This is a genomic window from Methylobacterium sp. HJ2 (assembly GCF_056431005.1).
This window is the reverse complement of record NZ_JBWJYM010000009.1, coordinates 1-14,644: the sequence shown is the minus strand read 5'-3', so window position 1 is coordinate 14,644 and position 14,644 is coordinate 1. Positions and strand designations below refer to the sequence as shown.

Here is a 14,644-nt window from a genome sequence, read left to right as displayed (position 1 = left end):
CTTGTGAGGAGTCATCAGGGAGGCATCAAAAAGAGTGGACGGAAGAACCACTCGACATCCAGACCATCTGGACTGTCTCTTTCGTACCCCGGAAACCTTAACGCGCGGTTAAGCACGTCCGGAAACAGTGTCCGCTCACGCCGCGAGGCTCTCGAACAGCCCGCGCCCGTCGGTGCCGCCGACGAGGCCCTCGACGAAATTCTCCGGGTGCGGCATCAGGCCGAGGACGTTGCGCCCCTCCGAATAGATCCCCGCGATGGCGTTGAGCGAGCCGTTGCGGTTGGCGTCGACCGTGAGGGCGCCGGTCCGGTCGCAGTACCGGAACGCGACGCGACCCTCGCCCTCGATCCGCGCGAGCGTCTCGGGCTCGGCGAAGAAATTGCCCTCGCCGTGCGCCACGCAGACATCGATCACCTGTCCCACCGCGTAGGCGTTGGCGAACCGGGTGTCGTTGCGCTCGACCCGCAGGGTCTGGCGGTGGCAGATGAAGCGGCGGTTGACGTTCCGCATCAGGACGCCCGGCAGTAGGCCCGATTCGCAGAGGATCTGGAAGCCGTTGCAGATGCCGAGGACGAGGCCGCCGCGGGCGGCATGCGCCCGCACCGCATCCATCGCCGCGGCACGGCCCGCGATGGCGCCGCAGCGCAGGTAGTCGCCGTAGGAGAAGCCGCCGGGCAGGACCGCCAGATCGGTGCCGGCGGGCAGGTCGCGATCCGCGTGCCAGACGGGGACGACCTCGGCTCCGGCGAGCCGCAGGGCCCGCGCGACGTCGGCGTCGCGGTTGGAGCCCGGGAAGACGACGATCGCTGCGCGCATCAGGCGATCTCGATGGCGTAGTTTTCCACGACCGTGTTGGCGAGCAGCTTCTCGCACGCGCTCTTCAGCGTCGCCTCGGCGGCCTCGCGATCCTGCGCATTCACGTCGAGATCGAAGACCTTGCCCTGGCGGACGCCGCCCACGCTGTCGATGCCGAACGACTTCAAGGCGGCCTCGATCGCCTTCCCCTGAGGATCCAGCACGCCTGTCTTCAGGGTGACGATGATGCGAGCTTTCATTTTCCGGTGCTCATACGTGGGCTCCAACCAGCCGGCGCCCCGCGGCGCGCCGAACTCCGCGCCATTACTAGCCGAAGGAGCGGATCCGTGTCGATGAATGGAGCAGGTATATCAGCCCGGCGCCGGCAATACGCAGGGGCGATTCGGGAGGATTCGACGGGCCTCAGCGCGCGCCGCGCGCAGGCGCCTGCCGGATCGGCTCGATGCTGGTCGCCCGGCGCCAGAGCTGGAGCATGATCCAGGCGGCTCCGAGGCTGAATACGCCCATCAGGACATGGCCGACCCGGTCGCCGAGGTCGAACAGGCCGGCGAGCGCCCAGCCGGCGGCGATCGCGACGGCGAAGACCTCGGTCCCGACCAGCACCATCATGCTGACGATCGTGATCAGGGTGCGGGTGTTCACGGAGCCGGCTCCTCTTCCGCACCGATACGCGCGGCGCTCGGGCGGGCATGTGGGAATGTCTGTCCCGCGCCGTAGCGTGTTTCGCCCTCGCCGCGCAACCGTCGGCACGCCCCGGCCCGGAGGCGCGGGGCGTGCCGGCGATCTGCGCTGCGCGCTGGACCTGTCGCGGTGCGCTTGGCTTATCGCGGCGCGCTTGGCTTATCGCGGCGCGCGCTTGGCCAGGATGCGCTGCAGGGTCCGGCGATGCATGTTCAGCCGGCGTGCCGTCTCGCTGACGTTGCGCCCGCACAGCTCGTAGACCCGCTGGATGTGCTCCCAGCGTACCCGGTCGGCCGACATCGGGTTCTCGGGCGGGTCTGCGCGCTCGCCCGGCTGGGCCATCAGCGTGCCGTGGATCTCGTCGGCGTCGGCGGGCTTGGCGAGATAGTCGAAGGCGCCGAGCTTGACCGCGTTCACGGCGGTCGCGATGTTGCCGTAGCCGGTGAGGATCACGCCGCGGGCCTCGGGGCGCTGCTCCTTCAGGCGGGCGATCACGTCGAGACCGTTGCCGTCGCCGAGCCGCATGTCGATCACCGCGAAGGCCGGCGCGCGGCTCTCGACGGCGGACACGCCCTCGGCGACGCTCTCGGCGACCTGCACTTGGTAACCGCGGCTCTCCATCGCGCGGGCGAGGCGTGTGGAGAAGGGCTTGTCGTCGTCGACGATCAGCAGGCTGCGGTCGGCGAAGGCGGCGAGAGGATCGGTGTCGGTCTGCGCGATGGCGTCGGGCGTCGGCATCGAGGATCCAGTCTGCGTCAGCATGGGACGCGTCCTTTCGATTTCTCTGTTCTGATAGTCCTTTATATAGGCGCGGCGTTCGCCGTCGGGAGGGGGGCGTTCCGGGGAAGTTCCGGTGAGTGGCGCGGTGCAGCGCCGCGCTCGAAAATGTGCCGCGCCCAGGAGATTCGCACGACGGCGCCGTGGTTCGCCGGGCCCGCGCTGTTCGAGAGCGTGATCTGCGCGCCCGACCGCTCGATCAGCGTCTTGGCGATGAACAGGCCGAGGCCGAGCCCGGCTCCCACCGCGTCGCCGCTGCGGTCGCGCTCGGGGCTGCGGGTGGTGACGTAGGGTTCGCCGGCCCGCAGCAGCACCTCGGGCGGGAAACCCGGGCCGTCGTCCCGGATCTCGAGCGAGACGCGGTCGAGGCACCAGCGCGCCTCCAGCGTCACCCGCGCCTCCGCGAAATCGACGGCGTTGTCGAGGATGTTGGCGAGCCCGTACATCACGCCCGCATTGCGCCGGCAATCGGGCTCGGGCCCGTCGCCCTGGCTCGAGACGTCGAGGGCGATGCCGAGCGCGCGCTGCGGCGCGACCAGCTCCTCCACGAGATGGCTGAGGCTGACGGTCTCCAGGAAGCCGCCTCCGTCGCTACCCAGGGAGGTGAGCTTGCCTAGGATGCCGCGGCAGCGGTCCGCCTGCTCGCGCAGCAGGTCGAGATCCTCGCGGATCGCGGGCGTCGCCGTGGGGCCGAGCTGACGCACCAGCTCCTTCGTCACCACCATGATGGTGCCCAGCGGCGTGCCGAGCTCGTGCGCCGCGGCCGCCGCCAAACCGTCGAGCTGCGACAGGTGCTGCTCGCGCGCGAGCACGAGCTCCGTCGCGGCGAGCGCCTGGGCGAGCTGCCGGGTCTCCTCGGAGACGCGCCACGCGTAGACGCCGGTGAAGGCGGTGCCGAGCAGGATCGCGGTCCAGACCCCGGAGACGTAGAGGAAGGGCAGCTCGATCCGGCCGTCCGAGAACCACGGCAGCGGCCGGTGCACCAGGGCGAGCAGCGTCGCGAGGCCCACCGCGAGCAGCCCGAGCGCGAGCGTGCGCTCCGGCGGCAGCGCCGTGGCCGAGATCAGCACCGGCGCGAGGAAGAGCAGCGAGAACGGGTTCTGCAGGCCGCCCGTGAGGAACAGCAGCACGGCGAGCTGGACGATGTCGAAGGCCAGCAGCAGCGCGGCAGAGTCATCGCTGAGCCGGTAGCTGGCGGGGAAGCGGATGCGCAGGGCGAGGTTGAGCCACGAGGAGGCGGCGATCGCCAGGAAGCACCAGCCGAAGGGCAGGGCGAGACCGAGCCCGAACTGGGCGCCGACGACCGCCGCGCTCTGGCCCGCGATGGCGAGCCAGCGCAGGCGCACGAAGGTGTCGAGCCGCAGGTGGCGGGCATCGCGCATCAGGCGGGACGGATCCGTTTCGGGCATCGGGCGGGCAGGGGACTCGGCGAAGGACGGGTGTCGCGGGCGATCCTGATCCCGCGTCCGGGTGAACCCTGCGAAGGGGGCCACGGTTGCGGGCGGCGCGCCACGGTAACCGGCGCGCCCCGCCCCGGCGAAGGGTTTCGCGACGCGCCGGCGCAATGGCCGCAGGCTGGAACGCGCGGGCCGCGCCCGGGATTGATGTCCAGACTTTTCGTGCATGCCCCGTTCATGCATGCGGCGCAATAATGCGCCTTCGCGACCGGGATCTCGGCCGCGCCTGCCCAAGGAGGTCCGCGATGGACTTGGCCTATCTCTGGTTCGAGGGCGCCCGCGCCATGATGGCGCCCGCCCGCGTCGCCGCGGACCTGACCCGTTACGCCCTGCTGAACCCGGCCAACCCGATGGCCTATTCGCCCTATGCCCGCTCGATCGCGGCCGGGTGCGAGATGTTCGAGCGCGTCACCCGCCGCTACGGCAAGCCGGCCTTCGGCCTCGACCACACCGTGGTCGACGGCGTCCGCGTGCCGATCACCGAGCGGGTCGTCTGGGAGCGCCCGTTCTGCCGCGTCATCGCGTTCGACCGCGGCTTCCTCAGCCCGCCGACCGAGCCGCAGCCCAAGCTGCTGATCGTCGCGCCGATGTCGGGCCACTACGCGACGCTGCTGCGCGGCACGGTCGAGGCGATGCTGCCGAGCCATCAGGTCTTCATCACCGACTGGTCGGACGCCCGGATGGTGCCGCTCACCGCCGGCGCCTTCGATCTCGACACCTACATCGACTACCTGGAGGAGATGTTCCGGGATCTCGGGCCCGCGCTCCATGTGATGGCGGTCTGCCAGCCGGCGGTGCCGGTGCTGGCGGCGGTCGCCGTGATGGAGGCCGACCGCTCGCCGGCCGTGCCGGTCTCGATGACCCTGATGGGCGGACCGATCGACACGAGGCGCTCGCCCACGGCGGTGAACTGCCTCGCCCAGGAGCGCGGCCAAGCCTGGTTCGAGAAGAACACCATCTCGTACGTGCCGCCGACCTTCCCGGGCGCCTTCCGCCGGGTCTATCCGGGCTTTCTCCAGCTCTCGGGCTTCATGGCGATGAACCTCGACCGGCACGTCACCGCGCATGCCGACATGTTCGACCATCTGGTGACGGGCGACGGCGATTCGGCGGAGAAGCACCGGGAGTTCTACGACGAGTACCTGGCGGTGATGGACCTGACCGCGGAGTACTACCTCCAGACCGTCGAGACGGTGTTCGTCTCGCACGCCCTGCCGAAGGGCGAGATGATGCACCGGAGCGAGCGGGTCGATCTCGGGGCGATCCGGCGCTGCGCCATCCTGTCCGTCGAGGGGGAGAAGGACGACATCTCGGGCGTCGGCCAGACCCTGGCCGCCCTCGACCTGACCCCCAACCTCCCCGATTCTCGCAAGGCCTACCACCTGCAGGAGGGCGTCGGCCATTACGGCGTGTTCAACGGCTCGCGCTACCGCGCGGTGATCGCCCCGCGCATCGCCCGCTTCATCCGGGACATGGCGGCGGAAATTGCGGCGGAGCCGGCACACCGCGCGTCGCATCCGGTGCCGCACCTGCGGCAGGTGGTGTGACGGTCACCGCCGGGCGCGGCCGGCTCCCAGCCGGCTTTCGTCGCTGACGCCGCCGCGCGCGGCAGGGTCAAGGGCGTCGCGACGTTCGCCGTGAACCGGCCGGATCCGGCCGGATCCGGCCGGCGCGACGGCTGTGACGGCGCCCGGATCCGGACTAGAGTACGGCCATGCTTCTGGCCCTGCTGCGACGCCCCGAGCCCGACCATATCGAGATCGTCCACGAGGGCAGGCCCGTGCGGGTGGCGCTGCGGCGGCGCGACGCCGCGCGGCGGCTGACCCTGCGCGTCTCGGCGGCGACCGGGGAAGTGGTGATGACGGTGCCGCCCCGTACCGCCCTCGCGACGGCGCAGCGCTTCGCGCTGAGCCACGGCGGCTGGATCGCCGCGCGCCTCGACCGACTGCCGGAGCGAGTCGCCCTCGGGGAGGGGGCCGAGATCCCGTTGCGCGGCGTCCCCCACCGCATCGTCCGCCGCGACGGGCGCAGCGGCGCCACCCGGCCTGAGACCGGCATCGACGGGCCGCTCCTCTCCGTCGCCTGCGGCGAGGCGCACGTGGCGCGCCGGGTGCGGGAATTCCTGGGCGCCGAGGCGCGCCGCGACCTCAACGCGGCGATCGTCCGCTACGCGGCGGCGCTGGGGCAGGGGCCGGCGCGGGTGACGCTGCGCGACACCCGGAGCCGCTGGGGCTCCTGCACCGCCAGGGGCGAGCTCAATTTCTCGTGGCGGCTGATCCTGGCACCACCCCTGGTGCTCGACTACCTCGTCGCGCACGAGATGGCGCATCTGCGCGAGATGAACCACTCGCGCCGGTTCTGGACGCTGGTCGAGCAGATCTGCCCGCACGTGCAGGAGGCCGAGGCCTGGCTGAAGCGCGAGGGCGCCAGCCTGCACCGCTACGGGTGAGCGGGCGCCCCAGTCAGCCCCGGGCTCAGCCCTTGACGCGCAGGACGCGCTCGCGCGCCACCCGCTCGGCCGGCCAGACCGGCCGCGGATCGACCTCGCCGGGCATCAGCGTGCGCGGGGCGACGCTGTCGCAGACCTCGCGCTGGCGCACGATCGTGAGATGCCCGGCCTCGTCGCGGCGGCGGATCAGGCCGCCCTCGCGGCAGAACCCGGCGATGGCGGCGCTGCCGTTGCGGCGACCCAGCGGGTTCCGCTCTACGGGCGGGTGCTCGATCGTCAGGGTCCCGCTGCGGTTGAGCGAGCGCTCGACATAGGTCGTCTCCCCGACGGGAAGCGGGTCGGCGAGGGCGGGCGCGACGCCCGCCGCGACGAACAGGGCCGCGAGGGCGGGGGAACGCGATACGAGCAGGCGCATGGGCCGGATCCGGTGCGGGACGACAGGACGCGAATCTGTAGGGGCTCGCTTGCCCCCGCGATAGCGCTCTGTGGCAACAATAGGTCGGCGCGCGTCGCTTGACAGGGACGGGGCCCGCGTGGTCCCAACGCGCGGATTTTCTCGGGTTCCGGCCCGCGCGCGGCCGGCGCCCGCAGGCCCGGTGGCCATCGGAGTATGCATGAGAGGTCAGTTGCCCCGGCGCGCGCGGCTCGGTCGCGTCCGGTACGCGCTCGGTGCGCTCGTCCTCGCCGTCGTGGCGGCGAGCTCCGGTGCGGCCCTGGCGCAGGGAACGGTGCGCAAGACCTTCGATGACTGGCAGCTGCGCTGCGAGACGCCGGCCGGCGCCAAGGCCGAGCAATGCGCCCTCGTGCAGTACCTTGCCGCCGAGGATCGGCCGAACCTCTCCCTCGTGGTGATCGTGCTGAAGACCGCCGACAACCGCGGCTACCTGCTGCGCGTGGTGGCGCCGCTGGGCGTGCTGCTGCCCTCCGGGCTCGGCCTCAAGATCGACCAGACCGATATCGGCCGTGCCGGCTTCGTGCGCTGCCTCACCACCGGCTGCGTCGCCGAGGTGGTGATGGACGAGGGCCTGATCCGCCAGTTCCGCAGCGGCAGCCAAGCCACCTTCATCGTGTTCCAGACGCCCGAGGAGGGCGTCGGCATCCCGCTGTCGATGAAGGGCTTCGGCACCGGATTCGACAGCCTCAAATAGGCGGGAGATTGGCCAGGATGGACGCTCGCTCGGCTCTGCTCGGATTGGCGCTGGTCCTCGCCGCGCAGCCCGCCTGGGCGCAGGCCGCGCCGGAGGAGGGCAACGTCTTCTCCAACCTGCTCAAGTACGGCGGCACCACCATCCCGCCGTCGCAGCCCGCGCCGGTCGATCCGGCCTATTGCCCGACCGTCGACGTGCCGGAAGGGGGCGCCGCGATGCAGACCATGGGCGGGCGCGGGGAGGGTGCGGCGGCGATCCGCACGCAGCTCTCCCTCGGACGGCTCGCCCGCGAATGCAGCCGCCTGCCGGACGGATCGGTGCGCGTGAAGGTCGGCATCGAGGCGCGCGCGCTGCTCGGCCCCTCCGGCAGCCCCGGCCGCTTCGAGGTGCCGCTTACCATCGCGATCCGGCACGACGAGAAGGTGGTGAGCACCCGGTCGCGCCGCGTCACCGTGACGGTCGAACCCGGCGCGGCGCAGGGCTTCGCCTCGCTGGTCGAGGACGACATCCTCGTGCCGGCCGCGATCAGCGCCGATTACGAGATCGTCGTGTCGGTCGGCGGCGGCGGGAAGGCCGCCACCAAGCCGAAGCCGCGCCGCAAGCCGGTCGCGGCCACCGCGCCGGAGGGCGGGGAGGCCGGTGGCGCGCAGTGATCCGGTCACGCGCTCCGTCGACGATGCGCATCCCCGGCTCGGCCGCGCCACGCCCTTCCGGGTCGAACCGGCCGCCGATCCCGAGTTCGACCGACGCCTGATCCTGCCAGATCCGGCCCCCGGCCGCCGCTGGCTGACGATCGCCTACCGCGTGGCGCCTGGCACGCCTCCGCAGCGGCCGATCCTGCGCGCCCGCGCGGCGGACGGCGGCGTGCGGGACTTCGTGCTGCCGGGCGGAGAGCGGGCGCGCTGGCTCGGGCTGCTTCCGCCCGACGTGGCGGAGATCGGCCTCGCCGCTCCGGCGGGCTTCGCGATCGAGCATGTCGGCCGCCGCAGCGACGCCGACGTCCTCGTCGAGTGCCTGCGCCGTCGGCCGTGGCGCGCGGTCACCGCCCTCTTCGAAGCCGCGCGGGGCGACGCCCGCCGCTACCGCGATACCCTGCGGGGGGCCTGCGCTGTGACCGCGCTGCGCGATTTCGATCGTTGGGCCGCCGCCCGGGCGGAGCCGTCCGGCGCGCCCCCCTCGACGCGGGCGGTGCGGATTCTGATCCCGGCGCGGTCCGACGAGGCCGAGGCCGTCGGCCGCACGGTCGCGAGCCTGCTGGCCCAGCGCCACGCCGGGTGGCGGGCGCAGATCGCCTGGGTTGACGGGTGCGTGCCGATCCAGGAGCCCCCCGCCGAGGCGCGCCTCGCCGCGATCCCGTGGCGACCGACCCTGACGCTTGCGGATCTCGTCGCGCCTCACGAAGCCTTCGGGCTGCTCCTGCCCGGCGACCACCTCGACCCCGATGCCCTCGGCCTGCTGGCGGCGGCGCTCGACGGGGCGAGCCTCGCCTACGCGGACGAGCGGCGTTCCGACGGCCTCCCGCGCCTCAAGCCGGACTGGAGCCCCGACTTCGCCCTGGCCGGGGGCTATCTCGGCCGGCCCTGGCTCGCGTCGCCCGAGCGTCTGGCGGCGCTCGCCGGAGCCCCGCTCGGCGAGGCCGACTCTCTCGCCGCACGGGTCGATCTGGCACTCGCGACCGGAGCGGGCGGCGTCCGGCACCTGCCCCGGATCCTCGCTCGCACCGTCGCGGATCCGGCAGGGGAGGGGGGGCGCGCCGGTCCGCTCGCGGCGCATCTCCGGGCGACCGGCTCGGCGGCGGGCCTCGCGCCCGGCCCGGTGCCCGACCTGCTCTGGCCGCTGCCGCATCCGGCCCCGCGCGTCAGCATCGTCATCCCCTCGCGCGACCGGCTCGACCTCGTCGCGCGGGCCTGCCGCGGCGTGCTGCGGGAGACCGCCTACCCGGATATCGAGCTCGTCGTCGTCGACAACGGCTCGACCGATGCCGCGGTCCTCGCCTTCTACGAGGACCTGCGCACCGATCCGCGCGTGACGATCCTGTCCGATCCGCGTCCGTTCAACTTCTCCGCCCTGGTCAATGCCGGGGTGGCGGCCTCGACCGGGCGCGTCGTCGTCCTCCTGAACAACGATATCGCGGTGCTGGAGCCCGGCTGGCTGGAGGCGCTGGTCCGGCAGGCCTGCCGCCCGGAGGTCGGTGCCGTCGGGGCGAAGCTCGTCTACGCGGACGGCCGGATCCAGCATGCCGGGGTGGTGGTCGGCCTCGGCGGTCTCGCCGGCCATAGCCTGCGGCGGCGCCCCGGCGAGACCGCCGGGCATCTCGGACAGCTCCGCGTCGCCCACGAGGTCTCAGCGGTGACGGCCGCCTGCCTCGCCGTGACGCGCGACAAGTACGATGCGATCGGCGGCTTCGACGCCGAAGCCTTCCCGATCGATTTCAACGACGTGGATTTCTGCCTGCGCCTGGGGGCCGCCGGCTACAAGACCGTCTGGACGCCCGCGGCGCGGCTGGCCCATCTCGAATCCGTCAGCCGCGGCCCCTCGGTCGGTGCCGCGCGCCTCCGGTTCGAGGCCGAGGGACGCCGCTTCGCCGAGCGCTGGCGCTCGGTGATCCGGCACGATCCCTTCTATCATCCGCGGCTGTCGCTCACGACCTTCGGCGAGGATCTCGAGTAGGATGACGGCCACCCCGCCGGCAGGGCGCCGCGCCGCGATCCTCACCCTGCTGCGCAACCCGCGGCGCAGCCTCGCCATCCTGTGGGCGCGCCTCACCGGGCGGCGCCTGCGCGCGCGTCAGGCCCTGGCGGCCCTGATCGGGATCGATCATCGGCTCGCGCTACCACGGGCCGAGGCGCGGCGCCATCCCGTCGAGGCCGAGCCGTTCCGCGAACCCGGGCTGGTGCTGCTCGGGGCGGAGGGCCACGATCTCGTTGCCGGAGCCGCGGCGGCGATCCGGGGCGCCTTCGCCGATCCCGCCCTCCAGGCGCTCTACGGCGACGCCCTGGTCGAGACCGCCCCGGGCGGCCGTCTGAGCCCGCTGCTGCGGCCGGCCTTCGACCCGATCCTGCTCATGGGCACCGGCTATGTCGGCCCGGTCGTCGTCCTGCGCCGGTCCGCCCTCGCGGAAGCGGGCGCCGATCCCGCCCTGGGCTCGACGGAAGTGCTGCTGCGCGTGGCCGAGCGCTACGGCGAGCGAGCGATCGGCCATCTGCCGGAGATCCTGTCGCGCGCGCGATCGGCTCACGCGGCGGATCCGGACGGAGAAACGACCCGGCGATGCGCGAGCGTGCGCGGCCACCTCGACCGCACCGGCCGCGCGGGGGCGGCGATCACGGCCGAGGGCGGCCTCGTCACGATCCTCGATCCGATTCCCGATCCGGCGCCCCTGGTCAGCCTGATCGTGCCGACGCGCGACCGGCTCGACCTGCTGCGCCCCTGCGTCGAGAGCCTGCTCGGCGGGACCGACTGGCCGGCGCTCGAACTGCTGATCTGCGACAACGACAGCCGCGAGCCGGAGACGCGCGCCTATCTCGCCGACCTCGCCGCGCGCGGTCGCGCCCGGATCGTGCCCTGGCCCGGTCCGTTCGATTTCGCGGCGATGAACAACGCGACCGCCGCCGCCGCGCGCGGCCGGCTGCTCGCCTTCGTCAACAACGACGTCGCGGTGATCGGGCCGGACTGGCTGCGGCGGATGGCCGGGGAGGCGCTGCGGCCCGGGATCGGCGCCGTCGGGGCCAAGCTGATCGACGGCAGCGACCGCATCCAGCACGGGGGCATCGTGCTCGGCACCGGCGGGCTGGTGACCCATGCCTATCGGCACTTCCCCGCCGATGCGCCGGGCCATCTCGGGGAGATGCGGGCGACCCGCGCGGTCTCGGCGGTGACCGCGGCCTGCCTCGTGGTCGAGGCCACGAAATTCCGGGCGGTCGGGGGGTTCGACGCGGAATGCTTCGCCGTCGACTTCAACGACGTGGACCTGTGCCTGCGCCTGAACGCCGCCGGTTGGCGGACGCTGCTGGTCCCCGGCGCGGTGCTCCACCATTACGAGGGCCTGAGCCGGCGCCGCAGCGCGGAGGCCGAGGCCCGCCACGCCCGCGAGGTCGAGGCCCTGAAACGACGATGGGGGCCGCTGCTGGCGCAGGACCCCCATTATCACCCGGGCTTCGATCCGGATCTCTCGACCCATGCCCGCCTGCGCCGGACCGGGCCGGCCCCGGCGGGGCGGGCCGTCCGGCATTCGCCCTACTGAACGAGGCGCGGGCCGCCCGTCTGCACCTTCTCGTTCTCGGACATGATGCCGAGCCGCTTGGCCACCTCGGTATAGGCCTCGATCAGGCCGCCGAGATCCTTGCGGAAGCGGTCCTTGTCGAGCTTGTCCGAAGACTTGATGTCCCAGAGCCGGCACGAATCCGGGGAGATCTCGTCGGCCACGACGATGCGCATCATGTCGCCTTCCCAGAGGCGCCCGGTCTCCATCTTGAAATCGACGAGCCGGATGCCGACGCCGAGGAAGAGCCCGGACAGGAAGTCGTTGACGCGGATGGCCAGGGCCATGATGTCGTCGATCTCCTGCGGCGTGGCCCAGCCGAAGGCGGTGATGTGCTCCTCCGACACCATCGGGTCGTTGAGCTGGTCATTCTTGTAGTAGAACTCGATGATCGAGCGCGGCAGCTGGGTGCCTTCCTCCAGGCCGAGCCGGGTGGAGAGCGAGCCCGCCGCGACGTTGCGCACCACGACCTCGAGCGGGATGATCTCGACCTCGCGGATGAGCTGCTCGCGCATGTTGAGCCGGCGGATGAAATGCGTCGGCACGCCGATGTCGTTGAGGTGCTGGAAGACGAACTCCGAGATCCGGTTGTTCAGCACGCCCTTGCCGTCGATGATCTCGTGCTTCTTCGCGTTGAAGGCGGTCGCGTCGTCCTTGAAATGCTGGATGAGCGTCCCCGGCTCAGGCCCCTCGTAGAGGACCTTCGCCTTGCCCTCGTAGATGCGACGGCGGCGGTTCATAGGCGTGTACCGTGGTTTGAGGAAGTCCATGGGCCGTGACTCCTATGGGCGACGATGGGGCGGAATCCGCGGCGCGGCGACCGTATGGGTGGTCGGGCGGCGGGCACGCATCGAGGCCGACAAGCTCCCGCGACCGGCCGCCAAACTACCCGAAGCGGGCTGGCAGCACAACGCGTTAGCCCGCAGATGGGGATTGCTGAGGACGGCTGCCGGCCCCGCTGTCGCCGCGGTGCACCGCGCGTCCGAGGGCGCGGGGGTGGCGCGATCAGAGGGTTTTCGACGGGTAGCGGCAGAGATCGCGGATGGGGCAACGCGGGCATTCCGGACGCCGCGCCTTGCAGATGTAGCGGCCGAACAGGATCAGCCAGTGATGGGCGTTCAGCCGGTAGGGCTCGGGCACGATCGCCTCGAGCCCGGCCTGAACCTTGTCGGTGGTCGCGGCCACCACGAGGGGGATCCGGTTGGAGACCCGGAAGATATGGGTATCGACCGCGATCCGCGGCACGCCGAAGGCCACGTTGAGCACGACGCTCGCCGTCTTCGCCCCGACGCCGGGCAGCACCTGCAGCGCCTCCTGGGAGCGCGGCACAGCCCCGCCATGCTCCTCGATCAGGAGGCGGGAGAGCGCGATCACGTTGCGCGCCTTCGTGTTGAACAGGCCGATCGTGCGGATGAACCCGCGCACCCGCTCCTCGCCCAGGGCCAGCATCGCCTCGGGATTGTCCGCGATCGCGAAGAGGGGCGCGGTGGCAAGGTTCACGCTGCGGTCGGTCGCCTGGGCGGAGAGCACGACCGCGACGAGGAGCGTGTAGGGGTTCAGGTATTCGAGCTCTGCCCGCGGCTCGGGATTGGCGGCGCTGAGGCGGGCGAAGATCTCGGCGAGCGTCGCGCCGTCGACGGGGGCCGGCGCGGTCTCCACCTGCGCCGTGAGCGGGGATGCGAGCGTGGCGCCGACCCGGGCCTTCACCCGCCGGGGCACGGCGGGCGGTTCGGTCGCGGGGCTCGCGGCGGGCCGCGGCCTTTTGCCGGGCAGCGGCGTTTTGGTGGTCTCGCGCGTCTTCCTGGGTGGCATGGCCGCGTTATATTGGCTGCATGGCGAGCGGCAACCTTTCGGTCCATCCCGACGGACTCGATCCGGACAGCATCGACCGGCCGGTCTTCACGGCCACCATCCGGCCGCACCAATCCCTGAGCCGCACCGGCTTCCGCACGGTGATGGGTGGCCTCTGCCTCGTCTCCCTCACCGTCTCGATCTGGTGCTGGCGTATGGGCTTCTGGCCGATCGCCGGGTTCTTCGGCCTCGACATGCTGGGGATCTACGCCGCCCTCAAGGTCAGCTTCCGGCGCGGGCGCTCCTTCGAGGAGGTGATGATCTCGCAGATCGAGATCCTGCTGGCCCGCGTCAGCCACCGCGGCGAGCGCCGCGAATGGCGCTTCAACCCGCTCTGGACGAAGCTCGCTCAGGACGAGGACGAGGAATACGGGCTGCAGCGGCTGACGCTGGTGTCGCGGCGCGAGCATGTCGTCGTCGCCCGCGATGCCTCGCCCGAAGTCCGGGCCCAGGTGGCGCGGGGCCTGAGCAGCGCCCTGGCGCAGGTCAAGAAGGGCTATTGAGCCGATCCCGGCAGGATAGTTCGTCCGCCGATGCCGCCCCGGTTGCGCCAGGATGCGCACCGGCGCCCGTCACGGTCCTGTCGCGCGTTTTTCGTCCCACTGTCGTTTTGGGTGTTGACGGGCGGCGGGGGGATCCGTATACCCCTGGTCATCGGCGCCGGCCGCGAGAGTGGACCGGGCGCCGACGCGTCTTCTGACAGCGACGGACGGGATGCTCCGGTGAGAGCCGGGCGGTCCTCTGTTGTTGTCTCCGGAAGGGTGTGAGCCCCGGATCTTCCCCGCCTTGGCGGTTCGGACCCCGGGTTGACATGGAGGGCGGCGGGCTCTAGACGGCCCACCACCGCAGCGACGGACCAGCCCTCGGGGCGGTCGGTAGCACGGTTCCTCCAGACGGACAAGCGGGTGCGGGCTCTCGGGCTGGTGCCGGTGTTCGTCGGAACAGGTTTCGGGGCTTCGGCTCCATCCGGGACTTTACTCCCTCCGTGGGGTGACCCGGCGCTCTTTGACAAGTTGATCTGAGAAAGAGAAGCGTGGACGGCGTTGTTGTCCTTGCGGCTCCGGGTTTCGGACTTCGGTCCGGGTCGGAGCATCAAGAGACGAGGCCGACACGATCTTCTTTGGAAGCTCCGAGCATCTGGAAACGGCTGCTCGATGTGCTTCCGTCGAGATTTGTGATCGGCCAAGATCGAGCTCTTCAACTT

General features: G+C 71.7%; 15 protein-coding genes. 7 read left to right on the top strand and 8 right to left on the bottom strand.

Annotated features, from left to right (window positions below; genetic code table 11):
- Positions 1 to 135: 135 nt before the first annotated feature.
- From purQ to ACS5RC_RS20225, 5 genes are all read right to left on the bottom strand, one after another.
- The gene (gene purQ / locus ACS5RC_RS20245; protein WP_478345716.1) at positions 136 to 816 is read right to left on the bottom strand and encodes a phosphoribosylformylglycinamidine synthase subunit PurQ; all 681 of its coding nucleotides are present in this window, start codon (positions 814 to 816) and stop codon (positions 136 to 138) included.
- On the bottom strand, positions 816 to 1,055 hold the full coding sequence (purS, locus tag ACS5RC_RS20240) for a phosphoribosylformylglycinamidine synthase subunit PurS (protein ID WP_478345715.1): 240 nt from the start codon (positions 1,053 to 1,055) through the stop codon (positions 816 to 818). The genes purQ and purS overlap by 1 nt, the downstream gene beginning before the upstream one ends.
- A 163-nt stretch (positions 1,056 to 1,218) precedes the next feature.
- Positions 1,219 to 1,458: a hypothetical protein gene (locus ACS5RC_RS20235; protein ID WP_478345714.1), complete on the bottom strand. Its 240-nt coding sequence runs from the start codon at positions 1,456 to 1,458 to the stop codon at positions 1,219 to 1,221.
- A 198-nt stretch (positions 1,459 to 1,656) separates the two neighbouring features.
- A complete protein-coding gene (locus ACS5RC_RS20230) occupies positions 1,657 to 2,259 on the bottom strand; it encodes an ActR/PrrA/RegA family redox response regulator transcription factor (protein WP_478345713.1) in 603 nt (200 codons plus the stop codon).
- Between the two features lie 38 nt (positions 2,260 to 2,297).
- Positions 2,298 to 3,683 carry an ActS/PrrB/RegB family redox-sensitive histidine kinase gene (locus tag ACS5RC_RS20225; RefSeq protein ID WP_478345712.1) on the bottom strand — a complete coding sequence of 462 codons (1,386 nt, stop codon included), beginning with the start codon at positions 3,681 to 3,683 and terminating at the stop codon, positions 2,298 to 2,300.
- Positions 3,684 to 3,976: 293 nt separating this feature from the next.
- On the opposite strand from ACS5RC_RS20225, the gene ACS5RC_RS20220 reads away from it, so the two are divergent.
- Both ACS5RC_RS20220 and ACS5RC_RS20215 read left to right on the top strand, forming a co-directional pair.
- Positions 3,977 to 5,278: a polyhydroxyalkanoate depolymerase gene (locus ACS5RC_RS20220; RefSeq protein ID WP_478345711.1), complete on the top strand. Its 1,302-nt coding sequence runs from the start codon at positions 3,977 to 3,979 to the stop codon at positions 5,276 to 5,278.
- 167 nt (positions 5,279 to 5,445) lie between these two features.
- A complete protein-coding gene (locus ACS5RC_RS20215) occupies positions 5,446 to 6,180 on the top strand; it encodes a M48 family metallopeptidase (RefSeq protein ID WP_478345710.1) in 735 nt (244 codons plus the stop codon).
- A gap of 25 nt (positions 6,181 to 6,205) precedes the next feature.
- On the opposite strand, the gene ACS5RC_RS20210 is transcribed toward ACS5RC_RS20215, so the two are convergent.
- Positions 6,206 to 6,595, bottom strand: coding sequence for a hypothetical protein (locus ACS5RC_RS20210; RefSeq protein ID WP_478345709.1), 390 nt, complete (start codon positions 6,593 to 6,595; stop codon positions 6,206 to 6,208).
- Between the two features lie 199 nt (positions 6,596 to 6,794).
- On the opposite strand from ACS5RC_RS20210, the gene ACS5RC_RS20205 reads away from it, so the two are divergent.
- From ACS5RC_RS20205 to ACS5RC_RS20190, 4 genes are read left to right on the top strand one after another with little or no spacing between them, the layout of a single operon-like run.
- Positions 6,795 to 7,328, top strand: a complete 534-nt coding sequence (locus ACS5RC_RS20205) for an invasion associated locus B family protein (RefSeq protein ID WP_478345708.1) — start codon at positions 6,795 to 6,797, stop codon at positions 7,326 to 7,328.
- 17 nt (positions 7,329 to 7,345) lie between these two features.
- Positions 7,346 to 7,981: a hypothetical protein gene (locus ACS5RC_RS20200; RefSeq protein WP_478345707.1), complete on the top strand. Its 636-nt coding sequence runs from the start codon at positions 7,346 to 7,348 to the stop codon at positions 7,979 to 7,981.
- A complete protein-coding gene (locus ACS5RC_RS20195) occupies positions 7,968 to 9,998 on the top strand; it encodes a glycosyltransferase (RefSeq protein WP_478345706.1) in 2,031 nt (676 codons plus the stop codon). The genes ACS5RC_RS20200 and ACS5RC_RS20195 overlap by 14 nt, the downstream gene beginning before the upstream one ends.
- A 1-nt stretch (position 9,999) precedes the next feature.
- Positions 10,000 to 11,571: a glycosyltransferase gene (locus tag ACS5RC_RS20190; protein ID WP_478345705.1), complete on the top strand. Its 1,572-nt coding sequence runs from the start codon at positions 10,000 to 10,002 to the stop codon at positions 11,569 to 11,571.
- Here the strand turns inward: ACS5RC_RS20190 and purC are convergent.
- Together purC and nth are read right to left on the bottom strand one after the other, a co-directional pair.
- Complete coding sequence (gene purC, locus ACS5RC_RS20185; RefSeq protein WP_478345704.1) at positions 11,565 to 12,359, bottom strand: phosphoribosylaminoimidazolesuccinocarboxamide synthase; 795 nt, start codon at positions 12,357 to 12,359, stop codon at positions 11,565 to 11,567. The two genes, ACS5RC_RS20190 and purC, sit on opposite strands and share 7 nt — an antisense overlap.
- 235 nt (positions 12,360 to 12,594) lie before the next feature.
- Positions 12,595 to 13,401 (bottom strand): endonuclease III, encoded by an 807-nt coding sequence (nth, locus tag ACS5RC_RS20180; protein ID WP_478345703.1) that lies wholly within the window; start codon positions 13,399 to 13,401, stop codon positions 12,595 to 12,597.
- A gap of 20 nt (positions 13,402 to 13,421) precedes the next feature.
- Here nth and ACS5RC_RS20175 point away from each other — a divergent pair, with 20 nt between their 5' ends.
- Positions 13,422 to 13,943 carry a DUF2244 domain-containing protein gene (locus ACS5RC_RS20175; RefSeq protein WP_478345702.1) on the top strand — a complete coding sequence of 174 codons (522 nt, stop codon included), beginning with the start codon at positions 13,422 to 13,424 and terminating at the stop codon, positions 13,941 to 13,943.
- The last annotated feature ends 701 nt before the right edge of the window (positions 13,944 to 14,644 follow it).